The 25,394-nt window shown below is 68.5% G+C and carries 26 protein-coding genes; 11 read left to right on the forward strand and 15 right to left on the reverse strand.

The genetic code is table 11. From position 1 onward, the window contains the following. Positions 1–130: 130 nt before the first annotated feature. Positions 131–1,768: a hypothetical protein gene (locus ASE12_RS11910; protein ID WP_157412912.1), complete on the reverse strand. Its 1,638-nt coding sequence runs from the start codon at positions 1,766–1,768 to the stop codon at positions 131–133. A 197-nt stretch (positions 1,769–1,965) separates the two neighbouring features. Between ASE12_RS11910 and ASE12_RS11915 the strand changes: the two genes are divergently transcribed. Then, positions 1,966–2,343 (forward strand): hypothetical protein, encoded by a 378-nt coding sequence (locus ASE12_RS11915; protein ID WP_200955011.1) that lies wholly within the window; start codon positions 1,966–1,968, stop codon positions 2,341–2,343. Positions 2,344–2,346: 3 nt separating this feature from the next. Here the strand turns inward: ASE12_RS11915 and ASE12_RS11920 are convergent, their stop codons facing one another. After that, the gene (locus ASE12_RS11920) at positions 2,347–2,952 is read right to left on the reverse strand and encodes an Lrp/AsnC family transcriptional regulator (RefSeq protein ID WP_082582232.1); all 606 of its coding nucleotides are present in this window, start codon (positions 2,950–2,952) and stop codon (positions 2,347–2,349) included. A 139-nt stretch (positions 2,953–3,091) separates the two neighbouring features. On the opposite strand from ASE12_RS11920, the gene ASE12_RS11925 reads away from it, so the two are divergent. Genes ASE12_RS11925 through ASE12_RS11950 form a run of 6 tightly spaced genes read left to right on the forward strand, consistent with a single transcriptional unit; the run spans position 3,092 to position 9,846 of the window. Further along, the gene (locus ASE12_RS11925) at positions 3,092–4,669 is read left to right on the forward strand and encodes an ABC transporter substrate-binding protein (RefSeq protein ID WP_056400693.1); all 1,578 of its coding nucleotides are present in this window, start codon (positions 3,092–3,094) and stop codon (positions 4,667–4,669) included. A 24-nt stretch (positions 4,670–4,693) separates the two neighbouring features. Then, positions 4,694–5,758, forward strand: coding sequence for an ABC transporter permease (locus tag ASE12_RS11930; RefSeq protein WP_056400695.1), 1,065 nt, complete (start codon positions 4,694–4,696; stop codon positions 5,756–5,758). After that, entirely contained in the window at positions 5,755–6,654 is a 900-nt protein-coding gene (locus ASE12_RS11935) for an ABC transporter permease (protein WP_200955012.1), read from the forward strand. Before ASE12_RS11930 ends, ASE12_RS11935 begins: the two co-directional genes overlap by 4 nt. Next, on the forward strand, positions 6,651–7,526 hold the full coding sequence (locus tag ASE12_RS11940) for an ABC transporter ATP-binding protein (RefSeq protein ID WP_056400698.1): 876 nt from the start codon (positions 6,651–6,653) through the stop codon (positions 7,524–7,526). The genes ASE12_RS11935 and ASE12_RS11940 overlap by 4 nt, the downstream gene beginning before the upstream one ends. Next, positions 7,523–8,374 carry an ABC transporter ATP-binding protein gene (locus ASE12_RS11945; RefSeq protein ID WP_056400701.1) on the forward strand — a complete coding sequence of 284 codons (852 nt, stop codon included), beginning with the start codon at positions 7,523–7,525 and terminating at the stop codon, positions 8,372–8,374. The genes ASE12_RS11940 and ASE12_RS11945 overlap by 4 nt, the downstream gene beginning before the upstream one ends. Further along, entirely contained in the window at positions 8,371–9,846 is a 1,476-nt protein-coding gene (locus ASE12_RS11950) for an aminopeptidase P family protein (protein ID WP_056400703.1), read from the forward strand. Before ASE12_RS11945 ends, ASE12_RS11950 begins: the two co-directional genes overlap by 4 nt. On the opposite strand, the gene ASE12_RS11955 is transcribed toward ASE12_RS11950, so the two are convergent. From ASE12_RS11955 to ASE12_RS11970, 4 genes are all read right to left on the reverse strand, one after another. Beyond that, positions 9,843–10,415, reverse strand: a complete 573-nt coding sequence (locus tag ASE12_RS11955; RefSeq protein WP_056400706.1) for a dihydrofolate reductase family protein — start codon at positions 10,413–10,415, stop codon at positions 9,843–9,845. The genes ASE12_RS11950 and ASE12_RS11955 overlap by 4 nt on opposite strands. An 11-nt stretch (positions 10,416–10,426) precedes the next feature. Further along, positions 10,427–10,861, reverse strand: coding sequence for a hypothetical protein (locus tag ASE12_RS11960; protein WP_200955013.1), 435 nt, complete (start codon positions 10,859–10,861; stop codon positions 10,427–10,429). Between the two features lie 64 nt (positions 10,862–10,925). Continuing rightward, entirely contained in the window at positions 10,926–11,087 is a 162-nt protein-coding gene (locus ASE12_RS11965) for a hypothetical protein (RefSeq protein ID WP_157412913.1), read from the reverse strand. Between the two features lie 161 nt (positions 11,088–11,248). Continuing rightward, on the reverse strand, positions 11,249–13,087 hold the full coding sequence (locus tag ASE12_RS11970) for a phosphoenolpyruvate carboxykinase (GTP) (RefSeq protein ID WP_056400714.1): 1,839 nt from the start codon (positions 13,085–13,087) through the stop codon (positions 11,249–11,251). Positions 13,088–13,278: 191 nt separating this feature from the next. On the opposite strand from ASE12_RS11970, the gene ASE12_RS11975 reads away from it, so the two are divergent. Together ASE12_RS11975 and ASE12_RS11980 are read left to right on the forward strand one after the other, a co-directional pair. Beyond that, on the forward strand, positions 13,279–13,623 hold the full coding sequence (locus tag ASE12_RS11975; RefSeq protein ID WP_056400717.1) for a helix-turn-helix transcriptional regulator: 345 nt from the start codon (positions 13,279–13,281) through the stop codon (positions 13,621–13,623). A gap of 92 nt (positions 13,624–13,715) precedes the next feature. Next, positions 13,716–15,311, forward strand: coding sequence for a SulP family inorganic anion transporter (locus tag ASE12_RS11980; RefSeq protein WP_082582233.1), 1,596 nt, complete (start codon positions 13,716–13,718; stop codon positions 15,309–15,311). 7 nt (positions 15,312–15,318) lie between these two features. Here ASE12_RS11980 and ASE12_RS11985 read toward each other — a convergent pair whose 3' ends face one another. The 4 genes from ASE12_RS11985 to ASE12_RS12000 form a co-directional block, all read right to left on the reverse strand. Then, a complete protein-coding gene (locus ASE12_RS11985; protein WP_056400719.1) occupies positions 15,319–16,407 on the reverse strand; it encodes an alanine racemase in 1,089 nt (362 codons plus the stop codon). 19 nt (positions 16,408–16,426) lie between these two features. Further along, entirely contained in the window at positions 16,427–16,927 is a 501-nt protein-coding gene (locus ASE12_RS11990; RefSeq protein WP_056404803.1) for a DUF664 domain-containing protein, read from the reverse strand. Beyond that, positions 16,924–17,220, reverse strand: coding sequence for a DUF4235 domain-containing protein (locus ASE12_RS11995; protein ID WP_200955014.1), 297 nt, complete (start codon positions 17,218–17,220; stop codon positions 16,924–16,926). The genes ASE12_RS11990 and ASE12_RS11995 overlap by 4 nt, the downstream gene beginning before the upstream one ends. Before the next feature lie 85 nt (positions 17,221–17,305). Then, positions 17,306–17,590, reverse strand: a complete 285-nt coding sequence (locus ASE12_RS12000; protein WP_056400725.1) for a WhiB family transcriptional regulator — start codon at positions 17,588–17,590, stop codon at positions 17,306–17,308. Between the two features lie 105 nt (positions 17,591–17,695). On the opposite strand from ASE12_RS12000, the gene ASE12_RS12005 reads away from it, so the two are divergent. Further along, positions 17,696–18,496, forward strand: a complete 801-nt coding sequence (locus ASE12_RS12005; RefSeq protein WP_056400728.1) for a crotonase/enoyl-CoA hydratase family protein — start codon at positions 17,696–17,698, stop codon at positions 18,494–18,496. Between the two features lie 54 nt (positions 18,497–18,550). Then, the gene (locus tag ASE12_RS12010; protein ID WP_162255483.1) at positions 18,551–19,315 is read left to right on the forward strand and encodes a bifunctional 2-polyprenyl-6-hydroxyphenol methylase/3-demethylubiquinol 3-O-methyltransferase UbiG; all 765 of its coding nucleotides are present in this window, start codon (positions 18,551–18,553) and stop codon (positions 19,313–19,315) included. Between the two features lie 16 nt (positions 19,316–19,331). Here ASE12_RS12010 and ASE12_RS12015 read toward each other — a convergent pair whose 3' ends face one another. The 5 genes from ASE12_RS12015 to ASE12_RS12035 form a co-directional block, all read right to left on the reverse strand. Beyond that, positions 19,332–20,027 carry a DUF998 domain-containing protein gene (locus tag ASE12_RS12015; protein WP_056400734.1) on the reverse strand — a complete coding sequence of 232 codons (696 nt, stop codon included), beginning with the start codon at positions 20,025–20,027 and terminating at the stop codon, positions 19,332–19,334. Continuing rightward, positions 20,024–23,206 carry a bifunctional lysylphosphatidylglycerol synthetase/lysine--tRNA ligase LysX gene (gene lysX, locus ASE12_RS12020; protein ID WP_056400736.1) on the reverse strand — a complete coding sequence of 1,061 codons (3,183 nt, stop codon included), beginning with the start codon at positions 23,204–23,206 and terminating at the stop codon, positions 20,024–20,026. The genes ASE12_RS12015 and lysX overlap by 4 nt, the downstream gene beginning before the upstream one ends. Positions 23,207–23,316: 110 nt before the next feature. Further along, a complete protein-coding gene (locus tag ASE12_RS12025) occupies positions 23,317–23,589 on the reverse strand; it encodes a DUF2277 domain-containing protein (RefSeq protein ID WP_056400739.1) in 273 nt (90 codons plus the stop codon). 40 nt (positions 23,590–23,629) lie between these two features. Further along, positions 23,630–24,757 (reverse strand): glycerophosphodiester phosphodiesterase, encoded by a 1,128-nt coding sequence (locus ASE12_RS12030; protein ID WP_056400742.1) that lies wholly within the window; start codon positions 24,755–24,757, stop codon positions 23,630–23,632. A gap of 63 nt (positions 24,758–24,820) precedes the next feature. After that, positions 24,821–25,348, reverse strand: a complete 528-nt coding sequence (locus ASE12_RS12035) for a TetR/AcrR family transcriptional regulator (RefSeq protein ID WP_056400744.1) — start codon at positions 25,346–25,348, stop codon at positions 24,821–24,823. Between the last annotated feature and the right edge of the window lie 46 nt (positions 25,349–25,394).

Raw genomic sequence — 25,394 nt, forward strand, 5'->3', positions numbered from 1 at the left:
ACCTAGGTGGCTTTACGGGCGTGGCCAACCCATTCGTCTTTGAACCCCAGGTAGAAGAGCTGGCACGCGTGGTGCGGGATCGGCAGCGTCCCGAACACAGCGCCCGCAGGTGCTCGGGAAGGCAGCGTGGTCACAGCCCCAATTGAAGGCGCAGCAGTGCCGGCGGGAAGTGCGGGCCGAGATCATAGGGGTCAAACTCTTGGACCGCATCCGCGGGCTTTCCGGCGAGAGTAGTCGCGTCGATTAGGCCGTCCAGGAGATCCAATGACTCGGCGAGTAGTTGTTCTACGAGGATTCCTGGCTGAGCGTGCAACTGGTCCGCCACGATCTCTTGGACACCCCAAATTTCAGGCCCGCCCAGATGCTGAACGTGATCAAGGAGTCTCGCTCGAAGGTCGGCCGGCAGGCCGATGATGTTCTCTCGCCGCTTCGGCTGTTGTGTTTCTAACCGGACGGCACTGATCATCTCGTCGTGAACACTGTTGCGAAGGAGCCGTTGGACGTGGAAGACGCGCCCGCCCCGTGTGCTGGGTCCAACCAGATCTTCAACTGTCGGGAACGTCTCTCCAACTCGGCGACGCCATTGATCGTTCTGCCACTTGGTTTGGTGAGGCTGCCCATGAACATTTGCGGCGAGGTCGGCGACCTTCGCCGCGGCGTCGAACGCGCCCAAGAGGCTGACCAGAAGCAGGTCAAGGTTGTCGAGGAGCTCGTCGGCGGAATCGTTGTCGGCATCGGCGATCAGCGCCAGATGGATTCGGTCTCGAGCTCTCAGTGCCCGAGCAACCCGTTCAACCACAGAATTGGTCAGCCACCGACAAGTTTCCGCCCCGATCTTCTCATCGACCAGGTACGACGATCGTTGCCAGCGCTCCACGCTGGGAAGAAGACCTTGCGCGTTAAGGCCCCAGAACGAATTCGCGTTGAGACTGTAGGAGACTCCTCGGCCCTTCGTGAAGTAGTAGCGGCGACGAGAACGCATGTACAACCCGATGAGCGGCAACGCTTGTTCAGGTGTGACGACCTGGATGACGCCCAATAGTTGCGGCGGAGCCTCGAGAGCGAACTTGCGGGTCGTGACTACAACGGAGGCATGGACGGCTTGAGCTGCGACGATCATTGCGGCGTCAGATCGCGCTGCCTCACGTTGCTCGTGCGACGCATCAGTTCCGAAGACCTTGTCGGCCCAGATCGTCCCGGCAAGGTCGACGTTTTCGAAGGCGCCGACCATCACAGCAAAACTAACGGACTGGCCTTGCCGCCAACGGGCTTGGTGCGACGCCCATGTGCCCCTTGGCGTAGAGGAATCGACCTGTCTTCTGTGAACGGTCACCCAATCATCGGCCATTGGCTCATCCGAACCTTCGACGCGCTCCATGGGAACGCCCGCAGGCATCGGACCGTGGGCGTAGAACAACCGGTCGAGAGAGTCGTCGGTGAGAAGACCGAGCAGATGTGCGTCACGAGCCGATGTGGGTTCGCCCAATTCGGACAGCGCATCCCAGTCGCTCTGCGTAACCGAGTCGCCACTGCGAAATACTTCCTCGGAGACCACCACGCTCAGGTTGCGCGCCAACACGCTGGAGAAGGGTGAAATCTGATCCTCGCGTGGCCGAGGTGAGTCGCTTCGAGAAGGAACCTGCAACTCAACGGGGAAGATCGAACGGAGGGGCACTACTGCATTGTCCCGGATAAGACACGTACACGTGGCGACGTCATTGTCCTCGATGACAATGAGCGACATACACACTGTGCGGCCTTCACTCATGTGTCGAGGGTCAGAAGGGTGTGGCGCAGGGTGTCATCGGATTGCGCCAGAAGGTCCGAACTGCAGCGATGGACGAACTGATCCGAACGGGGCGGTTCGCGACGGAAACTTCCAACCTCGTGCGCGGCGGCACGGGACGGAACAGACATCCGGGACCGCGCTGGCGACAGGAGGTCCCGATCGTCATACTCGGCGTCATGCCCAGCGACGCCTCCTCCGCACCAGCACTGGCTCCGAGTCTCGACGGTCGCTCGTTCGTGATGACCTCGTCGAGCAACAGCGCGGTCGATCCCTCCTCGCCGTCGCGGTTCTCCTACTTCGAGCGGGACGGCATCGTCTGGGGCGAGTACACCGGTGACACCGTCACGTTCGGCCGGTTCGTCGGGACGCGCGTCGGCGACGACCTCAGCATCTCGTTCGCACACGTCCTGACCGCGGACGGCTCGGTCGTCACCGGTACGAGCGGCAGCCATGTCGAGTCGGACAGTGAAGGGCTACGGCTGGTCGAGACGTTCGAGCTCGACGGCGTCGAGCACGTCAGCGTCTGCGTGGAGACCACGCCTGCGAGCTCGTGACGATCACCTGGTCGTGATGCCGTCGCGGCCGGTGCCGGCCGTCGTGAAGCGGGTCATGCCGAGGCGGCGCGACTCGCTCGAGCGATCGGGGATGTCCGACGGCAGGACGGTGTTGCGGCGGATGACCTCGTCGAGGACGACGACGCTGACGACCGACTTCACCTCGGGGCGGGCGGCGATGACGCCCGTGACGAAGTCGTGCACGTCGCCGATGTCGACCGAGCGGATGAGCAGCATCGCGTCGTGCTCACCCGTCGTGATGGCGCAGTACTCGATGTCGGGAATCTGCATGACTCCGGCGCGGAACCGGTTCCAGCTCTGCGGATGCACCGTGACGAAGACCAGCGCGCAGATGCCGAGGCCGACCGCCCCAGGGTCGATGTTGGCGGAGAACCCCGTGATGACGCCCGACTTCGTCATCTGGTCGACCCGGTTGTAGACGCTGGCCCGCGAGACGTTGACCCGCTCGGCGAGGGCAGCCATCGAGATGCGGCCGTTGTTGCGCAGGACGGAGAGGATCCGCAGCGCGACGTCGTCGACGACGGGCTCCTTGCGGGCAGGTGAAGAGTGTCCAGCGAAAGAGTCGTTGGGCTGTTCAGTGATGGACATGTCGTGCTCCTATGCGCCAGTTGCTGGAAAGACATCCACATTTGGAACCAGAAGGGAGAACAATCTCATGCCGCGTGCCAATCTCTCCTCATCCCGTCCAACGACACCTTAGTGCCGCCGTCTGCCCCTGGAGACCGCCATGGAGTTCCGATTCCGCAAGACAAGACGTGCTGCCGTCGTCGCAGTGCTGGCGTTGCCGATCGTGCTGGCCGGATGCTCATCCGGCAAGACGGACGGCGGCGACGGATCGAAGACGCTCACGATCGACAAGACCTTCGACCTCAAGACCGCTGACCCCGGCCGGCAGTACGAGCCGACGGGCCAGCTGGTCGGCAAGGCGCTCTACCAGACGCTCGTCACGTTCAACGGCACCGACGTCTCCAAGGTCGTACCGGGCCTGGCGACGCTCGACCAGTCGGCCGACGCCAAGACGTTCACCTTCACGTTGACGGGCTCGCCGAAGTTCTCCGACGGCACCGCCCTGACGGCTGACGACGTGGTCTTCTCCCTCAAGCGGGTCATCGGTATGAAGGGCAACCCGTCGTTCCTGCTCGCCGGCGTCACGGTGACGAAGAAGGACGACAAGACGATCGTGCTGACGACGGACAAGCCGACGCCCGCGCTGCCCGCGATCCTGGCGAACCCGGCCCTGGGCATCCTCAACTCCAAGGTCGTCAAGGCGCACGGCGGCACGGAGACCGCGGCCGACGGCGCCGAGAAGTACCTCAACCAGCACTCCGCGGGCTCCGGCCCGTACGTCCTCGACTCGCTGAACCTGTCGTCGAAGGTCGTGCTCAAGGCCAACAAGAACTACACCGGCGACAAGCCGACGTACGGGCGGGTCGTGATCCAGAACGTCGAGGGCGCGACCCAGAAGATCAACGTCCAGGGCGGCAGCGCCGACGTGGCGCTCGACCTGTCGGGCCCGCAGGCCAAGGGCCTGAGCTCCTCGGTCAAGGTCACCTCGGGACCGTCGGCCAACGTGATCTTCCTGCTCCTCAACCAGAACAAGAAGATCTCGAAGATCACGAGCAACCCGGACTTCGTCAAGGCCGTCAAGAGCGCGATCGACTACGACGACCTGGTCACGCTGGCGGGTGCCGGCACCGAGCGGGCTGCGGGCGTGATCCCCAGTGCACTCCTCGGAGCGCTCCCGCAGGCGGACGCCCTGAAGTCCGACCCCGCTGCCGCCAAGGCCGCGCTCGCGAAGAGCGGGTACGACGGCGAGTCGGTGACGCTCAACTTCCCGAGCGACCTGACCCTCAACGGTCTGGAGTTCCCGACGATCGCGCAGCGGATCCAGTCACAGCTCAAGGCCGTCGGCATCAAGGTCGACCTCGCGCCGGCTGCCGTGGCGACCGAGCTCGACACGTACCGCGAGGGCAAGGAGATCATGGGCCTTTGGTACTGGGGCCCGGACTACCCGGACCCGAGCGACTACCTCGCGTTCACGCCGGGTGACGTCGTCGGACTGCGGGCCGGCTGGGCCAAGGACGCCGACCCTGCGGTGTCGGCCCTCGTGGCCAAGGCCGCGGCGGGTGGCTCCGAGGAGGAGCGCCAGGCGAACTTCGAGGAGCTGCAGAAGGCGCTGAACGAGTCCGGTCCGTTCATCCCGCTCGTCCAGCCCGGCAACAACATCGCAGCCAAGTCGAGCGTCACGAACGTGGGCTACAACCCCGTCTGGACCCTGGACATCGCCACCCTCGGAAGCAAGTGACACTTGTCGTCACCTGAGTCCACCGTGCGGGCCCCGTCTCCGGCAGTGCCGGGCGGGGCCCGGCCCGGACATCCCTTCGCGCGCTATGCCGCGCGTCGGATCCTGACGTCGTTGCTGCTGATGGTCGGCGTCACGTTCGTCACGTTCGCGCTCACCAACCTGGTGCCCGGAGATCCGGTCGCCGCCGCGTTGGGCCAGCGGGCGGCCGACGACCCGGCCACGGTGGCCCGCTTCACGCAGGAGTACGGGCTCGACAAGCCGTTGCCGCAGCAGTACGTGACGTACGTCGGCAACCTGCTTCACGGTGATCTCGGGGTGTCGACGACGACGCACAACTCGGTGACCTCCGACCTGCGCGAGGCCCTTCCGGCGACGATCGAGATCGCGTTCGGCGCCATCGTGCTCAGCGTGATCATCGGGGTGACGCTCGGGACCATCGCGGCGTACCGGCGAGGGCGAACCGCCGACCACGTGCTTCGCCTGGTGTCGCTCGCGGGTCTCAGCGTGCCGACGTTCTGGCTCGCCCTCGTGGCCTACTACGTCCTCTACTTCAAGATGCACCTCGCACCGTCGTCCGGACGCCTGAGCGCGGACTTCAACGCGCCGCCGCAGGTCACCGGCCTATACACCGTCGACTCGCTGCTCGCGGGCCAGCTCGACACGTTCCTCGACGCGGCCTGGCACCTGATGCTCCCCGTCCTCGTGCTGACGCTCTACACCGTCGGTCTGCTGACCCGCTTCGTCCGGACGGCGGTGCTGGAGGTGCTCGACCAGGACTACGTCCGCGCCGCCCGGGCGAAGGGCCTGCCCACCCGCACGATCGTCACGTCGTACGTCCTGCGGGGCGCCAGCATCCCGGTGCTCACGGTCGTGGGGCTGGCGTTCGGCAGCCTCCTGAGCGGCACGGTGCTCGTCGAGTCGGTGTTCTCCTGGCCCGGCATCGGCAGCTACGCGTACCAGGCCGCCTCCCACCTCGACCTGCCCGGCGTGATGGGCGTCGGCCTGACGATCGGGCTCATCTACCTGTTGGTCAACCTCGCGGTCGACCTGCTCTACGGATTCCTGGATCCCCGGGTGAGGCTCGCATGACGCACCCGCCCGAGCCCGAGATGACTCCGCCCCGCCGCTCCCTGCGCCAGATCCTGCCGGCCCTCAGCCGGTGGTCGGGACCGGTCGGCCTCTTCGGTGCCGGCATCGCGATCGTCTGGATCATCGTCGCGATCCTGGCGCCGGTCATCGCACCTCACGACCCGCTGGCGCAGGACCTGCCCGTCCTGCAGTCGCCCGGTCACGGGACGCTGATGGGCACCGATGCGTTGGGCCGCGACGTGTTCTCGAGGCTGCTCTACGGCGCGCGGGTCACGATCCCGCTGGCGCTCCTGCTCGTGACCGCGAGCGCCCTGGTCGGTGCGGTGATCGGCGCGGTTGCCGGCTACTTCGGGCGGTGGTTCGACGAGGTCATCATGCGCCTGACGGACCTGGTCATGGCGTTCCCGACCGTCATCCTCGCGATGGTCGTCGCCGCGTCACTGGGCGCCTCGCTGGTCAACGCCGCGCTCGCCGCCCTCGTGGTGTCGTGGCCGTCGTACGCCCGCCTGACCCGGAGCCTCGTGCTGAGCCTGCGGTCGTCGAACTACGTGGTCTCCGGCAGGCTCCTGGGCTTCTCGCCCCTTCGATCACTGCTGCGCGACGTCGCCCCCAACGTCGTGGGCCCGATCCTGGTGCTGGCGACGCTCGACATCGGCACCGCGATCCTGCTCCTCTCCGGGCTGTCGTTCCTGGGCCTGGGTGCCAAGCCGCCGACCGCCGAGTGGGGCTCGATGGTGTCCGACGCGATCCAGAACTTCGACTCCTGGTGGCTCGGCGTGTTCCCGGGCCTCGCGATCCTCACGGTCGTGGCGGCGTTCAACTTCATCGGCGACGCCCTGCGTGACGGGCTCGACCCCAAGGCCGACGTGGCGCGGAAGGGCGGTCGAGCCCTGTGACCGGACCCGCTGCACTCACGATTCGTGACCTGACGATCTCGACCCCGTCCGCCAAGGAGGGCCGGCCGATCGTCGACGCCATGAACCTCACGCTCGAGCAGGGCATCGTGCACGGGATCGCCGGTGAGTCCGGGTCGGGCAAGACCATGACGGCGCTGGCGATCCTCGGCCTGCTGCCCCTCGGGATGACGGCCACCGGCAGCATCACGTTGTCGTCCGGCGCGGGCGACACCGAGCTGGTCGGCGCCTCGGCCAAGACCCTCGGCGCTGTCCGCGGTCGCCGGATCGCCATGATCTTCCAGGACCCGTCGACGAGCCTGCACCCGCAGCTCACGGTGGGCCGGCAGCTGACGGACCACGTCCGCCATCACCTCGAGCTGAGCAAGGATGCGGCACGTGCGAAGGCCGTCGCGCTGTTGGAACGGGTCGCCGTGCCCGACCCTGCGCTCGCAATGAAGAAGTATCCGCACCAGTTCTCCGGCGGACAGCGGCAGCGCATCGCCATCGCGGTGGCGTTGGCGTGCGACCCCGAGGTGCTGCTCGCCGACGAGCCCACCACGGCGCTCGACGTCACGGTGCAGGCGGGCGTGCTGCGGCTGCTGCGCGAGCTGGTCGACGAGACGGGGCTCAGCATGCTTTTCGTGACGCACGACCTCGGCGTCATGAGTGCCATCGCCGACCACGTCTCGATCATGCGGGCCGGAGTCGTCGTCGAGTCCGGTGCGCGGCAGCAGGTCTTCTCGGCTCCCCAGCACGCCTACACGCGATCGCTGCTCGAGGCGTTGCCCGGCTCGAGCTTCGAGGAGGCGCCGGAGGCCCTGGTCGACCACCTGCTGCATGACGCCGAACCGACGAAGGAGGCCGGGGCATGACCGCGGCAGCACTCACCGTGTCGGACGTCGTCGTCGAGTACGGCGGACGCAACCCCCTGCGGGCCGTCGACGGGGTCTCGCTCGTCGTCGAGCCCGGTGAGGTCGTGGCACTCGTCGGCGAGAGTGGCTGCGGCAAGTCGAGCCTCGCCCGCGCCGTGGTCGGGATCGAGCGGAGGGCCGCGGGCACGGTCAGGCTCGGCGACGTGGACGTGCCGACGATGGGCCTGCGTACGCGGACCACCGACATGACGGCGATCCAGATGGTGTTCCAGGACCCCAACTCCTCGCTCAACCCGAGGCGCAGGGTCGGCGACCAGATCGGCGACGGGATCCGGGCAGCCGTGACACGCGGCGACGAGGCGTCGACGCCGGCGTACTGGTTGGAGCAGGTCGGCCTCGAGCAGTCGGCCGCCCGGCGCTATCCCCACGAGTTCTCCGGCGGCCAGCGACAGCGGCTCGCGATCGCCCGCGCGATCGCCGCCCGCCCGCGCATGCTGATCGCGGACGAGCCCATCTCGGCGCTCGATGCCTCCACGCAGATGAGCGTCGCGGCGCTGATGCGCAGCCTGTGCGAAGGCGTCAACGCCGGCATGCTGTTCATCTCCCACGACCTCTCGGTCGTACGACGGATCGCCGACCGGACCGTCGTCATGTATCGAGGCCGCGTCGTCGAGTCCGGGCACACCGAGACCATCTGGCGCGATCCGCGCCACCCCTACACGCAGGCTCTGCTCGGCGCCATCCCGGTGCCGGACGGACAGGGCCGCCTTCCGGCGGCCCCGGTCGAGGGTGACCGGGAGACCTGGGGCATCGACCTCCCCGACGCACATGACAGGACGGCGCAGTGAGCACCCAGCAGACGGACCCGCACGCGTACGCGAACCCGTGGATCATGCCGCGAGCGGTCAACCGGTCCGAGCTGCCCGGCGACAGCGGCTTCATGATGAACGGGTGGGGCGATCCTGAGCCGGTGCTCGGAGACGAGCCGGTCGTCAGCTACACCGCCGAGCGGCGGGCGCGGCTCGCCCAGGCGCTGCCGGCCGAGCTGCTCGTCATCCCCTGCGGCGCGCCGCAGGTCCGGTCGAACGACAGCAACCACGCGTTCCGTCCCGGAACGGACCACGTCTGGTTGAGCGGCAACCGTGGACCCGCCAGCGTCCTGGTCATCGACACGACCGGCGGGATCGCCGACGGCATCCTCTACCTGCAGCCACCGTCGGGCCGGACGACCGACGAGTTCTGGCGCAACGACGCCGAGGGCGACCTGTGGGTCGGGCCACGTCCGACGCTCCGCGAGACCGAGGAGCTGCTCGGCATCGAGTGCAGGCCACTGGGATCGCTGCCGGACGACCTCGCGCGGATGATGCGCACAGCCCAGACCGTACGCGTGCTGCCGACTCTCGACCCGTACGTCGACTCGCTGGTGCAGGCCCACTGCGGTCCTGAGCTGGCGCCTCACCTCCGGCTCAAGTCGGCACTCGACGAGCTCCGCCTCATCAAGAGCGACTGGGAGATCAACCAGCTCCAGCAGGCGGTCGACGGCACGGTTGCCGGCTTCCGCGACTGCGCCGCGGCGTGGCAGGACGCCCGACAGAGCCCGCGCGGCGAGCGCTATCTCGAGGGGACGTTCGGGCGCCGAGCCAGGCTCGAGGGCGAGGGCACGGCGTACGGCAGCATCGTCGGAAGCGGTGCGCACGCCACCACGCTGCACTGGAAGGACAACTCGGGTCCGTTGATCGACGGCGACCTGGTCCTGATCGACGTGGGCGTGGAGCTGCGCACCCTCTACTCCGCTGACGTGTCGCGCACGCTGCCCGTCACCGGGACGTTCACCCCGTTGCAGCGCGATCTCTACTCGATCGTGCTCCGCGCGCAGGACGCCGGCATCGCGGCGCTGCGTGCGGGCGTGCCGTTCCAGGCGTACCAGGATGCGTGCGCCCGCTCGCTCACCGCCGACCTGATCGAGCTCGGCCTGATCCGGTCGAGCCTCGAGGAGGCCATGGCGCCCGACGCGCAGCACCACCGGCGGTGGAGCATCTCGCGCTCCGGTCACATGCTGGGCATGGACGTGCACGACTGCAACCACGCGTCAACTGCGTCGTACCTGCACGGTCCCCTGGCCGCCGGGCACACGCTGACGGTCGAGCCCGGGCTCTACTTCCAGGCCAACGACCTCACGATCCCGCAGGAGCTGCGTGGCATCGGCATCCGGATCGAGGACGATCTCGTCGTCACCGAGACCGGCTCGATCAACATGTCGGCGGCGCTGCCACGCGATCCGGGCGACGTCGAGACCTGGATGAGCGACCTCGCGGGCTAGGTCGACACTCCCGGCGGACCGTCGAGGACGGTCGGCACGTACTCCAGGAGCTGCTGTCCACCGTCGAACGTCCGGGAGCTCGCCAGCTCCAGCCGGACGTCGGGCCATCCGTCGTAGATGCGGTCGTAGCCGGTCGCGCCGTTGACGACCGGGAAGACGACGACCCGGTAGCGGTCGACCAGTCCGGCGGCCAGCAACGAGCGGCACAGGCTGAGACTCCCGATGGTGCGCAGCGGCAGCTCGCTCTCCCGTTTGAGGGTCCGCACGGAATCGACCGCGTCCTCGGAGACCAGCGTCGCGTTCGGCCAGCTGGGCGGCTCCTGCATGGTCCGGGAGAACACCAGGGTGCGTCGTCGGGTCAGGTCCTCGACGCCGGGTTCGCCGGCCGCAGCGAACTCGTCGAACATCCGATAGGTGGTCGCACCCATCAGCGTGACGTACTCGGTCTGCGAGTCCTCCTCGAGCCAGTCGAGGTAGTCGGGGCTGCCCATGCCCCACAGGCCGGGCCACTCGCGCGCGGCTCCGAAACCGTCGAGCGAGGTGATGAAGTCCACCATCAGATCAGTCATGGCTGCTCCCTTCACTGTCGTACGTCAGCATGCCGCAACGCGACCACGAACGCCGCGGTGAAGGCCAGGTGCACGACCAGGAACACGCGGGCAAGATCGCGCGCGTCGCCCGAGAGCACGCCCACGACGTCGTTGGCGGCCACGAATCCGAAGCCCACCAGGTTGGCGACGAGAACGCTGCGGAGTCCGGGCGACTCCGGGTCTCGCGACATCCAGTTGAGGACCGCGATGCCGAGGAAAGGCCCACCGAGCAGCCGCAGCAGGGCGATCAGCTCCGACGAGGGATCATCGGGCACGGCGTCCACGCCGAACTGAGCCGGCACCAGCAGGAGCGCGGCGCCGATCACGGCGAGGTAGGCCGCGGCGACCGTCAGCAGGACCTTGACCATGCGCAGCCTTCCGTCGGGGACTGCGACATCGTCGCCCGCCAGCCGCCGGGCCGTCACGCCCGCGACTCGACCGCGGCAGGAATCTTGGGACGGCGGTCGGGATTCGTGGGTCAGGGAATGCTCAGGAGACGCCTCGGCCGCGACCGGTGATCCGCCTCACGAAGCGGCGCAGCGGACTGACGTGGGGACGCAGCTGGGAGCTGTGCTCGAGGGCGTCCCGGCGGTGCTCCGTGGCCTCCCGGACCTGCACCGGATCGATGATCTTGTCGGAGCGACGCCGCATCGAGCTTTCGAACTGTGACCACATGGGGGGCCTTCCGTCGTTGGAGACGCGCTGTCGCCAGCCCTCATCATGCCTCCCTTTCACCGCCAACGGAAGCCTCGCCGCCCGTACGGACAGAAGGGCTCCCGGCCAGGATCTGACCGGGAGCCCTTCGCCGGTGGCTAGGCCTCGGCGTCGAGGGCGGCGGACACGCGGCGGTGCGCCTCCCAGATCTCCTCGGGCATGTTGTCGAACTGCTTGAGGTGCTCCTCGCGGAAGCCCATCTCCTGACGCCAACGCGCGTTGTCGATCGACAGGATCGTCTCGAGGTCCTTGTCGGAGATGTCGACGCCGTCGAGGTTGAGCTCCTCGGCGGTGGGGATGATGCCGACCGGTGTCTGGCGACCCGTGACCTCGCCGGCCTTGAGCTGCAGCAGCCACAGGAGCGGACGGAGGTTGTCGCGGTAGCCGGGCCACAGGTAGTGCCCGTCCTCGGGATCCTTCTGGAACCAGTTGACGTGCGCGAAGATCGGCAGGTCCTTGGCCGCACCCACGATCTTGAGGTAGTGCTCGGCGTAGTCACCCTCGCCGTACGCCATGAACGGGCGGTTGGACATCGGGTCGTATCGCAGCATGCCCTCCTTGCCCTCGGCGGCGGACGTCGCCTCGGCGCCCAGCGTCAGGCCGTCGTAGACGCCCTCAGCCAGGTCGGTGATCGCGCGGATCAGTGGCTCACGGTCGCGCGTACGCCCGCCGAAGATGATCGCGTCGATCGGCACACCCGCGGCGGCGTTGTAGTCGTCGGCGATGTTGGGCACGTTGTCGAGCTGCGTCGTGAACCGGCTGTTGGGGTGCGCCCACGGGCTGTCGTCGCCGTTCTCGCGATCGGCGATGGGGGAACCGGTCCAGTCGAGCCAGCCGTGCGTGTCGGCCGGCGGGTGGGGCGTACGTCCTTCCCACCAGACCTCGTGGGTCTCGACGTTGTAGGCGATGTTGGTGAAGATCGCGTGGGTGCCCTCGGCGATCGAGGCGAGCGCCGTCGGGTTGGTGCCCTCGTTGGTGTCCTTGGCGACGCCGAAGACCCCGTACTCGGGGTTCATCCCGTAGAGCTTGCCGCTCTCCTCGTCGACCCACAGCCACGCGATGTCGTCGCCGTAGAACGACACGTGATAGCGGTCGCCCAGCACGTCGGGCGCCAGCATCATGGCGAGGTTGGTCTTGCCCGAGGCGCTCGGGAAGCCGCCGCAGACGTGGTAGGTCTTGCCGGTCTGCTTGTCCTTGATGCCGATCAGCATGTACTGCTCGGCGAGGAACTTGCGTGACGCCCAGCCGTCGTAGGCACCTTGGCGCAGGCCGTGGGCGATCTTGCCGAGCAGCGCGTTGCCGCCGTAGGACGAGCCGAAGTGCAGGATCGTACGTTCGTCGGCGACCGTGACGAAGTAGCGCTGGTCGTCCGCGGTGCCCTGGCCGAGGTTCTCCAGGTCACCGGTGACGTGGACGGCGCGCACGAACTGCTCGGGGTCCTCCAGGGCCTCGAGAAACTCTGCGCCGACACGGGCCATGCGGATCATGTGGAGCACGACGGTGCGGGTGTCGGTGACCTGCACGCCGGCCGCCCACGGAGCGAGCGCGTTGCCGGGAGGGGCCATCAGGTAGGGGATGACGTACATCGTCTTGCCCTTCGAGGCGCCGCGCATGCGCTCCTCGAGCATGGGCTTCATCTCGGAGGCCGGGCGCCAGTTGTTGTAGACGCCCTTGTCCTTGGGGTCGTTGGTGGCCACGATCGTGCGCTCCTCGGAACGCGCCGTGTCCTTCACGTAGCTGCGCGAGTAGTAGAGCCCCTCGCCCGCCGGCAGGAGCTCACCGTCCTCGAGCGCCTCGGCGATCAGGCGCGAGTCGTCGGCGGCGCTGACCACCTCGACCCGCTCTGCTCCGGTCAGCTCGGCCCAGTGATTCACGTACTCGCGAACGTGTGGGTTCTTGATTCCTGCTTCATCCAGTGCTGCGTCGACATCAACCATCGCTCGATCATGCCCTCTCCGGTTCAAGAACGCACGGTTCCACGTCACACGTGTGAAATGTCTCGTTATTTGTCTTTGCGGACTGCAAATTCAGCGGTCCGTGCGCATTCGAGCATCCTCATCCAAAGTGAAGACTTCTTCAAGTGATGTATTCTAGAAGTGACGGAGTCAACACGGGTGAGGACCTATCCATGAAGCCGAGCGTGCCGCTATACCAGGCGAAAGCCGAGCTCTTCCGCACCCTGGGCCACCCCGTCAGGATCCGGGTGCTCGAGCTCTTGCAAGACGGGCCGCGCGCGGTCAGGGAGCTGCTCGCCGAGATCGAGGTTGAGTCATCGAGCCTCTCGCAACAGCTTGCGGTGCTCAGACGAGCGGGGCTCGTGAGCTCATCTCGTGAAGGTGGCGCGGTCCTCTACACACTGTCCACGCCGGACGTGGCGAAGCTGCTGCTGCACGGCCGACGGATCCTCGCGTCGATGTGGACCGATCAGGAGGGTCTGCTCGCCGAGCTTCGCGAATCGGCCCAGGGGGTGTGAGCCTTTCGTCGTCCGTCTCGACCAGGGAGCTCGTGCGCTCCTGGTGGACGAGGTGCACCCAGCTGGTTCCGCGGCGAACCGATCTGGCCGCGATGGGCCACAGCCCCAGGCGGGACCTGGTCGCGGGCGTCGCCGTGGCGATCGTCGCCCTGCCGCTGGCACTCGCGTTCGGAGTGGCATCGGGACTGGGTGCCCAGGCGGGGCTGGCGACTGCCGTGGTCGCCGGGATCGTTGTCGCGGTGTTCGGTGGTTCGCATGTCCAGGTCTCTGGTCCGACAGGCGCCATGACGGTGGTGCTCGTCCCCATCGTCCACCGTCACGGTTCCGAGGGCGTGCTGATGGTGGGCGCGATGGCCGGCGCCGTCCTGGTGGTGCTTGCCGTCGCGCGGATGGGTCAATACGTACGCTTCCTGCCGGTCTCGGTCATCGAGGGATTCACCGCGGGAATCGCAGTCGTCATCGCCCTGCAACAGGTGCCGGCGGCCCTCGGGATCCGAGACGCGGCGGGGACGCGCGTGTGGGCGAGTGCTTCGGACGCCGTCCGTCAGTACGTCCAGGATCCTCGCGTGGCCCCGCTGGTCGTGGCCCTGGGTGTCGCGGTGCTCATGCTCGGGGGTGCCCGGTGGCGTCCGGGAGTGCCCTTCTCGCTGCTGGGAGTCACGATCGCCACGATCGTCTCGCGCTCCTTCGACCTGGGGCTGGTACCCATCGGTCACCTGCCGGCCACTCTGCCCAGTCCTTCGATCGGCTTCCTGGACCTCGGATCGGCAGGTTCGCTCGTGGCGCCCGCTCTCGCGGTCGCCGCGCTCGCGGCGCTCGAGAGCCTGCTGTGCGCGACCGTTGCCGACGGCATGACCGTCAACGAGCGTCACGATCCCGACCGTGAGCTGTTCGGTCAGGGGCTGGCCAACCTCGTGGTGCCGATCTTCGGCGGCGTCCCGGCAACGGCTGCGATAGCTCGCACTGCCGTCAACGTACGAGCAGGCGCCCGGTCCCGTCTCGCGTCCGTCGTCCACTCGCTGGTCCTCCTTGCCGCAGTGTTCGCCCTGGCTCCTGTCGTGTCCGACATCCCGCTCGCTGCACTCGCCGGCGTCCTCTTCGCCACGTGCGTCCGCATGGTCGAGACGGGCTCGATCCTGGCGCTCATGCGGTCGACGCGCTCGGACGCCCTCATCGTCGCCTTGACGTTCGGGGTGACCGTGGCTCTCGACCTCGTGACGGCCGTTGGTGTGGGCGTGGGGCTGTCGGTCCTCCTGGCACTTCGCGCGGTCGCGAAGAGCGCCCGACTGGAAGCGGTCCCGCTAGAGACCGGTGACCACACCGTCGAGGAGCACGCCCTCCTGAGCGAGCACATCGTGGCCTACCGTCTCGACGGCCCCTTGTTCTTCGCGGCCGCCCATCGCCTGCTCCTGGAGCTGCCGGAGATCGCCGACGTCGAGGTCGTCATCCTTCGCATGTCTCGCGTCACGACGATCGACGCGACTGGCGCGCGACTGCTCGGCGACGCCATCTCGCGGCTGGAGCACCGCGGCATCACGGTGCTGCTCTCGGGAATCGCGCCCGGACACGACGAGGTCCTGGCGTCGCTCGGTGTCGGCGACCATCTCCGGCGAGGAGGTTTGATCTTCGCCGACACGCCGGCAGCGATCGACGGCGCGAGACGATTGCTCTCAGCCGACGGCGAATGACCCGGCATCAGTGCCCTCGTGCCGGCACCGGCACGGTCTCGACGACGCCCGTCTGCCGGGCCAGGTGGACCTCGTCGGCGAGGTTCATCATGGTGCAGACGTGGTGGGGGACCACGAGGACGCGGTCGCCGATCGCCGGCGCGGTCGCCGGGTCGTCGGCGCGGAAGACGCCGTGCTCCTCGCTGAGGAACGCCGGGTGCAGGTCGGGGCGATGCAGCACGTGCACCCAGTCCTCCCGGCCGAACCCGTCGCTGCTGAGCATCTTGCTGCCGGCGTCGATGACGACCCGGTCGGGCGCCGGGCGGGAGATCACGGTGGCCAGGACGAACGCCGCGCAGGTCTCGTGGGTCGCGACGCCGAGGCGCACCATGTTGGCGTCGTTCATCAAGTACGTCCCGGGCCGCGACTCGGTCATGCCCAGGCCGAAGCCGGCCCGGGCCGACGGCGTCGAGCCGACGCTGATCTCCTGCACGTCGACGCCCTTGCGCCGCAGCTCCTCCGCCGTACGCACGAGATCGCCGGCCTCGGCAACGGCGATGCGCTTCAGGTCGTCAGCGTCAGTGGCGGCGTACGCATGGCCCGCATGACTCGACACACCCATGAGTCGTACGCCGGGCACGGCCGCGATCGCCAGGCCGAGCTCGACGCTGGGAGCACCGGGTGGCCGGCCCAGACGCCCCTGTCCCGTGTCGACCTCGAGGAGGACGTCGAAGGGGTGCGACCCGGCGACCCGGCCGAGCTGCGTCGCCGCCTCGACCGAGTCGAGCGTCACCCGGATCTCGGCGCGCTCACGGAGGGCAGCAAGCCGGGCGATCCTGTCGGCGGACAGCAGCGGGAAGGCGAGCGTCACGCTGGGGCAGCCGGCGTCGATCATGACCTCGACCTCGCGCAGCGTCGCGCAGGTCGCCCCGACCGCCCCGCCGTCGACCTGCAGGCGCATGAGCTGCGGGATCTTGTGCGACTTGATGTGGGGCCGCAGTCGTACGCCGTGGGCGTCGGCAGCGGCGAACATCTCGTGGACGTTGCGCTCGATCTGGTCCAGGTCGAGGACCACGGCCGGCGTCTCGACGCTCGCCAGCAACTCGGCTGTCAGCATGCAGCCATCATGGCCCCGGTCAGAGCAGGCCGCGTACGTACTCGGCCTGGCCGAGGTGCTTGAGGTCGTCGCCGACCACGCTGATGAGGCGTACGGCCAGGGTCACCGGCGGGTCCCACGAGTCGTCGACGACGCGGTCGAGGTCGGCGTCGGAGAGGCCTTCGACGTAGCGGAGGGTCACGTCGGTCACCGCCTGGGCGTAGCCGACCAACAGCTCCGCCTCGACGTGGACCGTGTCGACGTCGTCGCGGCTGTGCCCGTAGCCGGTGGCTCGTTCGTCGAAGGGCAGGGCGAACCGCTTGTACCAACCCGCGGAGCTCCAGACCTCGTCCGTGCCGGCGGCGTCGGCGACGTGGTTGTCCTGCACCCGCATGAGGTGCCAGACCAGCCAGCCGATCGTGTTGGCGCCGGGTGCGATGCGATGGCTCAGGTCGGTGGGCGTCAGCCCGTCGACGACCATCTTGGAGCCCTCGTTGATGCGGCCGAAGGCGTCGACCAACAGGTCCGACGTGGTCGTCATGATCCGGGCCATTCGCCGGTCACGCGCTGGAAGCCTTTGGCGCCCTGGCGCTGGATGAGCGCCTTGACGCCGGCGAAGATCGCACCCTGCAGCAGGGCGGCGAGCATGATCTCCTTGAACGCGTACTCCGACTGCAGCGGCGTCGGCGGGTCGGCGTTGTCGCCGCGGCTGACCCGCTTCCAGACCTGCTTGAAGATCATCGAGGCGAGCAGGCCGCCGGCGATCGAGCTGACGATGCCGACGGGACGATAGAGGAGCTTGGCTGAGGTGCTGGGCTGTCGTGCGGCGGGCATACGCATCAGGCCTTCGGTCGCGTGACGGGTGGGCGTGTCTCCTTTGTACACCGCGAGCGGCAACCCGCAGCGAGGAGCGACGACGTCAGCTGGCGATCGGCTCGCGCACGAGGGCGGCGCGTTCGCTCTCGGTCATGCCGCCCCACACGCCGTAGGGCTCCTGCACGGTCAGCGCGTGCTCGCGGCACCGGTCGATGACGGGGCACGTGAAGCACACCTTCTTGGCGTTCTCCTCCCGCCGCGCACGTTTGGCGCCGCGCTCGGCCTCAGGGGAGAAGAACACCTCGCTGTCGGCACCCATGCACGCTCCCTGGTACTGCCACTCGTAGGTCTCGATGAGTGGGAGCGGGAGTCTCTTGACGTTGACCATGCGGGGGTATTGCCCCCGGGTTGCATTTTCAAACATCTGTGGATGAGATACGTCCTGCGCTGGTCAGCGGCCCTGTCGCAGCAGGAGACGGATAGCCTGACGGGCATGACCGAACCCCGTGTCCTCACCGAGATCGACGGCCCGATCGCGTACGTGTGGCTCAACCGGCCCGACAAGCTCAACGGCGTCGACCTCGAGCTCATCACCGAGCTGATCGCCGCAGCGGAGGCCCTCAAGACCAACCGCGACATCCGGGCCGTGGTGCTCCAGGGCAAGGGCCGGTCGTTCTGCGCGGGCCTCGACTTCGGCGCCGCGTTCAAGGACAAGAAGCGGGTCGCCCGGTTCTTCTTCGCCGGTCCGAGGTCGCTCAACCGGTTCCAGAAGGTCACCGCGATCTGGCGCAGCCTGCCCGTCCCGGTCATCGCCGTCGTGCACGGGCACTGCTACGGCGCCGGCCTGCAGCTCGCGGTCGGGGCGGACTTCCGGTTCACGACGCCCGATGCGACCTGGTCGATCCTGGAGGCGAAGTGGGGACTCGTCCCGGACATGGCCGGCACGGTGCCGTTCAACGAGCTGCTCCCCGCCGATGTCGTGATGCGGCTGTCGATGACGGGTGAGCCGATCACCGGTGCGCGGGCTGCCGAGCTCGGCCTGGCGACGGAGGTCAGCGACGAGCCGCTCAAGGCCGCTCTGGCCCTGGTCGACCAGATCGTCGAGCGCTCACCTGACTCGGTCGCGGCGACCAAGAAGCTGATCTACGGCAACCGTCACCGCAGCGTGCGCGGGGCGTACCGGCTGGAGCGCAAGCTGCAGTCGGCGATGTTCAAGGCCAGGAACACGACGATCGCCCGCAAGGCCGGCACCGCCAAGGAGACCCCGGTCTTCGGCCCCCGTACGTTCGACTGAACCTGGCCACCGACGATTTAAGGGAGTACGCCGGTCGTTGTTACTGTGGTCGGCGTGACTGAACAACAGCCCTCCAAGAAGGTCGCCAACCAGTACGAGCGCGACTACGACTACACCAAGTACTGGGACAACCGCGACTACGAGAACGCCGCCGAGCACATCGCGATCCGCCGGCTGCTGAAGGGCAACCACTACCGCAAGGCCGCCGACATCGGTGGTGGCTTCGGTCGCCTGTGCATCCTGCTGCGCACGTTCGCCGACGAGGTCACGCTGGCCGAGCCCGCTGCGACGCAGCTCGAGGCCGCCAAGAAGGTGCTCGAGGGCACCGACATCAAGCAGGTCCAGATGCAGGCCGACGACCTGAAGTTCGCCGACGGCGAGCTCGACCTGATCACGATGATCCGCGTCATGCACCACCTGCCCGACCCGACGGCGGAGTTCGCCGAGATCTCGCGCGCGCTGGCGCCCGGTGGCACCGCGATCATCGAGGTCGCCAACTACGGCCACTACAAGAACCGTCGCCGGCACAAGAAGGAAGGCACCCCGCTGCCGACCGAGCCGGTCAGCATCCGGACCGTGCGCGCCGACGAGCCCGACGCGATCGCGTTCGTCAACCACAACATCGACACGGTCGTCGGTCAGCTCGCCGCGGCGGGCCTGACCCTCGACGACAAGCTCTCGGTGTCCAACCTGCGCAGCCAGACGCTCAAGAAGGCCCTGCCGACCAAGGTGCTGCTGGCGGCCGAGCGCCTGACGCAGCGCCGACTGGCCCGCAGCAACTTCGGGCCGAGCATCTTCCTCAAGCTGCGCAAGGCCTGATCTCGAGCCGAGGAGCTCACGGCACCCGGAGCGACCGAGGGGTGTCGCGCCGTGATCGACGCGGCGGCTCGACGAGCTCCGCGGGGATGAACGCGACCCACAGCGCCATCAGCAGGACCTCGATGCGCTGCGCGAGGCCCAGCAGCATGTCGTGACCGAGGAAGTTGAGCTGTGCGGTCAGGAGCCCGGCGACCAGGCTCGCGCAGATCGCGATGGCCCCGAGCACCTCGGCCCGACCTCTGGTGGCGACCGTCGCCCCACCCGAGCGGAGGGCGACCACCACGGCCACGAGGGCCACGGCGAAGAACACCTCCTCACCGAGACTCGCGTAGAGGTGGGGGTCGCCGACCCATCCCCAGGCGTCATGCGGCGTCGAGGAGCTGCACGCGGCGTCGACCGTCAGGGTGCACGGGAGGGGGGTCAGCGCGTCGAGGACGTTGGAGAGCCCGAACAGGGCAAGCGCACCCCACGCCGTCGCGGCCGGGCGATCGCGCCGTCCCACGGCGAGTCCCCACATCGCGCCGGCCATCACGAGGGTCCCGCTCAGGACGTCCAGCGAACGGAACACCTGGTGGTACGGGCGGGACAGGGCGGAGAGCTCGCTGACGTAGCTGGTCAACACGCTGAGCTGTCCGGGCAGGACCAGCTGGACGACCCAGTTGGCGTACAGGAGGCCGCCGGCAAGCAGCAGCAGCCTGGCGATCCGGCTCACGGGTGCTTCCCGGTGCGGCCCCTGGTCAGCGGGAACGCGACGACGTCGCGGATCGGCCGGCCGGTCAGCATCATGAGGAGCCGGTCGACGCCGAGCCCGAGCCCGCCTGTGGGCGGCATGCCTCGCTCGAGCGAGGCGAGGAAGTCCTCGTCGAGCTGCATGGCCTCGACGTCGCCTCCGGCGGCCAGCAACGACTGCGCACGCAGCCGCCGGCGTTGCTCGACGGGATCGGTGAGCTCGCTGTATGCCGTCGCGATCTCCATGCCGAACGCCACCAGGTCCCAGCGCTCGGCGATGGCCGGCTCGGCGTCCTTCGAACGGGTCAAGGGGCAGACCGTCGACGGGAAGTCGGTGTAGAACGTCGGCATCATCGTGGCGGGCTCGACCCGCGCCTCGTAGAGCTCCACGACGAGCCGGCCGGGGTCGTCGGTGTCGGGCACCGCGACGTCGTGGACCTGGCAGAGCTTCGTCAGCAACGCGACCGGAGTGTCCAGGTCGACCGTCTCCTGGAGGGCGGCGGAGACCGCCTCGTGCACCGTGACGACGGGCCAGTCGGCGGTCAGGTCGCAGCGGCCGAGCACGGGGTGCTGGGCGACGGCGTCCCCATGGGCGGCGGTGGCGGCGTCGAGGATCAGGGACCTGCACAGCGTGCGCATGTCCGCGTAGTCAGCGTGCGCCTGGTAGGCCTCGAGCGAGGTGAACTCGGGATGGTGACGCCGGTCGATCCCCTCGTTCCGGAACACCCGGCCGATCTCGAAGACGCGTTCCATCCCGGCGACGGACAGCCGCTTGAGATAGAGCTCGGGCGCGATCCGCAGCGTGAGGTCCAGGTCGTACGCGTGAAGGTGCGTGGCGAACGGGCGGGCGTTCGCGCCCCCGTGGACAGGTTGGAGGATCGGCGTCTCGACCTCGGTGAAGCCCCGCCCTTCCATGGCGGAGCGGAGGCTGCGGATCACCGCGCTCCGGGTGCGGAGCACGGAGCAGGCATCCGCGTCGCCGGCACGGTCATCGGCGCCGGGCGGATGGAGCGACTTCGCGCTCATCCGCCACGACGAGGCGAACAGCGACCGGTGCCCGGTGTCCGTGGTCCTCGGGCGGCACGTGACGTCGACGAGGTCGCCGGTGTCACAGCTCCGGCGGAAGGCCGCGAGGGACTCGGCCGGCATCTCGTCACGGGCCAGGACCACCTGGACGTCGCCGGTCCAGTCCCGCAGGTCGACGAACACGACGCCGCCGTGGTCGCGGAGCTGCACGATCCGCCCCGACACGATCACCTGCCCGGGTGCCTCGACCGCGCCGGCGACGGGACGAGGACTGCCGGCCGCGGGATAGGGCGCCATCCCGTACGTCTCCAGCGTCTCGAGCTTGGCGTGCCTGGTCCTGCACCGCGCCGGCGGCAGCGGATCGGCGTGTGCGCGGGCGGTCTCCGCGAGCAGGTCGGCGGTGATCTGCTCGAGCTGCTCTGTGCTGAGGCCGGGGGGCGCGATGCCCTTCGTGCTGCGCATCCAGGCGGGGATCGTCACGAATCCCTCCGCCATCCCGGAGGCGACGCCGATCCGGGCCAGCATCCGGGCGTCGGCGTAGCAGAGGAATCGCGGGTTCCACGTCGGCGAGAACTTCACGTTCGAGCGGTACAGCGCCTCGAGCTGCCACCACCGCGACAGCAGGATGAGGAGTCGGCGCCAGGCCCGGAGGACCGGTCCGGCACCGATGCGGTTGCCCTCCTCGAACGCGGCCCTGAACACGGCGAAGTTGAGCGACACGCGCATCACCGACAGCGCCGGACCCTGGCGGGTCAGCTCCGACACCATGAACTCGATCACCCCGTTGGGAGCCGTCGGGTCGCGCCGCATGAGGTCGAGCGACATCCCGTTCGGGCCCCACGGCACGAACGACAGGAGCGCCCGCAGCTCACCCGCGCCGTCCAACGCCTCGACCAGGACGCACGCCGCGTCGGCGGGATCGCCGAGACGACCAAGCGCCATGGAGAACCCGCGCTCGGTCTCGTCGCCACGCCACTTCTCGGCGCGGTCGATCACCCGAGCCATGTCAGCTGCGCCGACCGAGCCGTGCCGCCGGATGCGGGCCGTGTATCCCTGACGCTCGACGCGACGAACGGCCTGGCGTACGACGTGCATGTCGGGACCACGCAGGCTGAAGCCATGGGTCTCGATGATCGCCTCGTCGCCGAGCTGGATGGCGGTGAGCCCGGCCCGTTCGTACGCATGCGCGCCGGCCTCGCTGGAACCCATGACGGCCTGCGCCCAGCCGTGGTCGTCGGCGATGCGCTGCCACGCCGCGATCGCCGCCGGCCACGACGCGCGATCACCGATGGGATCGCCGCTGGCGAGGCAGACGCCGATCTCGACGCGATAGAGCACCGCGGCGCGACCGTTGGGGGCGAACACCACAGCCTTGTCGCGCCGGGTGGCGAAATAGCCCAGGGAGTCCTGGCCACCGTGGATCCCGAGCAGGGCTCGCAACGCCCGCTCCTCCGGAGGACCGAGCTCGGCCCTCAGGGTCTGGCTCTGGAAGATCGTCGCGACCGCCCCGAGCAGTGACAGCGCACCGAGCAGCCCGAGGAGGTCACCGACCCACTCGGGTGGCCGGCCGTCGAACACACCGTTCTCCACGAGGCCACCACCGACCTTGTTGAGCGTCCACGAGAGCCGCTGGGCGGCGGGGAGGTCGCCGTGCACGAGCATGACGAGGGCCGTGCCGGCGAGCGTGCTCACCGTGATGCCGAGCACGAGCACCACGAGCGCCTTGCCGAACGACGCCCGTCTCACGGCGGTGGTGAACTGGCCGCGGGCCACGGCGACGATGACCAGCCCGCCGGCCGCGACAACTGTGCTGGCGAGCGACCGCGGACTGACACCGTCGACCAGGAGCCTGGAGCTCGAGAGGTTCACGATCAGCAGGCCGACGAGGACCCACCACGCCGGGCGCTTGCGTGCGGCGACGGCTGCCGCGAGCAGTCCGAGGAACGCGGCCCACGCGAGGTTGGGTGACAGGAACAGGACGTAGTCGTCGAGCGCGGTCCACACCGGGCGCGTCAGGTGACGCAGCGGGACGAACAGGGTCAGCACCGCACATGCGATGGCCCAAACGGCGAGGAAGACGCCGGCGCCGCGCGGCACCCAGGCGGTGCGCGACGGCGCAATCGTGAGACGCGGCATGGTGATCGCCCAATCTGTGACGCGTGGGCGCGGTGCCCCTCGGCCGCGCAATGGCGAGGTTCACCATACGTCGGGGCACCGAACCGGCCGGGCCGCCGACGGGACGAGTGTCAGGCGGAGGCGAACCTGGCGGCCGACCGGGCCTTGGCCTTGGCCGCCTCGACCTCGCGGTCCTTGGGCGGCGCCGTCGTCACCAGGTCCTCGAGGAGGTGTCCGGTGATGTGGGCGATCTCGGCGACCGCGCGGTTGAACGCCTCTTCATTGGCCTTGGACGGCTTGGTCGCCCCGCTGATCTTGCGGACATACTGCAGCGCGGCGGCCTGGACCTCGTCGTTGGTCGCGGCGGGCTCGAAGTTGTGGAGGGTACGAATGTTGCGGCACATGCGTCAACCCTAGAACTCCGAGCCCGCTCGCGACAGGGTTCTAGCTCTCTTCCCACCAGTCGCGCGCGGCATCCGCGCTGTCGGTGTAGTCCGCGAAGACGCCGTCGAGGCCGGCCTCGAAGAACGTGTTGAGCTCGGCGAAGATGTCACCCTTCGCGTTGGGGTCGGTGCCGTCGCGATAGTCGGTGGGCAGGAACTGGTTCTCGTCGCGGAACGTGTAGGCCACGACCTTCAGCCCGGCCCGGTGCGCGTTCTTGATCAACGGCGTCGGCGACGTCAGGAAGCCCTGGGCGTCACGCGGGATGATGCTGTTCTTCTCCGGCCCGAGCCAGTCGGCGTACGTGGCCACGTCACGCAGCCCGGCCGGCGTCATGATGTCGGCGTACGTGCGCGGGTCGCCGGCCACCTTCAGGTCGTACGGTGCGCCGGTCGCCGACGTCAGTTGGACCAGCGGGACCCGGGTCTGGTGGGCGAGGCGGCGCAGGTTGCCGGTCTCGAACGACTGGATCACGACCTTGCCGTGCTTGGAGTTGCGGCCGTAGCGCGTGAGCGACCGCAGGAGCGGCTTCTCCAGAGGCAGGCCGATCGAGCGGAAGTAGGTCGGGTGCTTGGTCTCCGGCGCCACTCCGATCGTGCGGCCGCGCTTGCGGCTCTCGGCGTTGGCGAGGGCGAGGACCTCGTCGAACGTCGGGATCTCGTAGCGTCCGTCGTAGCGGGTGTTGCCCGGGCGGACGGCGGGGAGCCGCTCCTTGGCCCGCAGCGTCTTGAGCTCCTTGAGGGTGAAGTCCTCGGTGAACCAGCCGGTCTCGGCGACGCCGTCCACGGTCTTGGTGGTCTTGCGCTGGGCGAACTCCGGGTGGTCGGCGACGTCGGTCGTGCCACTGATCTCGTTCTCGTGACGGGCGACGAGGACACCGTCCTTGGTGCTGACGAGGTCGGGCTCGATGTAGTCGGCGCCCAGCTTGATCGCGAGCGCGTACGCCGCGAGCGTGTGCTCGGGCCGGTAGCCCGAGGCGCCGCGGTGCGCGAACACCGTGACGGCCTGGTGATGGGTCTTGGCGGGTGCCTTGTCGGCGGCGGTCGCAGGTACGGCGACGGCTCCGGTGGCGATGGCGGCGATGCCCAGGGCGTGTGCCGTGCGGCGGACGTACGGGTGAAGGAGTGTCATGCCTCGAGTGCAGGGGCGCCGGATGACGTACGCGTGCACGTCACCTCGACAGCCGGTGAACTCCTAGAGGACGTCGAGGCGTTTCAGCACCGCGCGGACGTGCTTGAGGGCATTCTTCTCCGTCAGCCCCGTGGTGTCGTCGAAGTAGAGACCGTCGCCGATCAGCTGGATCGTGCGGGCGAGCGACTCGTCGCCGAGGTGCTCGCGCAGCACCGTGAACCAGCCCTCGCGGAGATCGGCCAGTGCCGCCGAGGCGCGGGAGTCGTTCTCCTGGGCGATGCGTCCGGCGGCGACGAGCGCGCGGTCGAAGTTGCTGCCGGTGTTGACCGAGGTGGCGAGGTAGAACTCGACGGGGCCCTTCTTGGCCGTGCGCATCTTGGCGACGTCGGCCTCCCCCTGCTCGCGGAGCCGGGACAGCATGCCCTCGACGAGCTCGTCCTTGCTGTGGAAGTGGTAGAGCAGTCCGCCCTTGGAGACCTCGGCCTCGGCGGCGACCGCATCCAGCGTCGCGGCGCGGCTGCCGGCCGTCACGAGAAGCGTCTCGAACGCATCGAGCAGCCGGTCTCTCGTCGATCTGTCCGCAGCCGCCATGCGCACACCTTACAGAGAGGAATATCACCCGGCTCCGCTTCGTTGA

Origin of the sequence: Aeromicrobium sp. Root236, from assembly GCF_001428805.1 — a bacterium.
In the GTDB taxonomy this organism is placed as follows: domain Bacteria; phylum Actinomycetota; class Actinomycetes; order Propionibacteriales; family Nocardioidaceae; genus Aeromicrobium.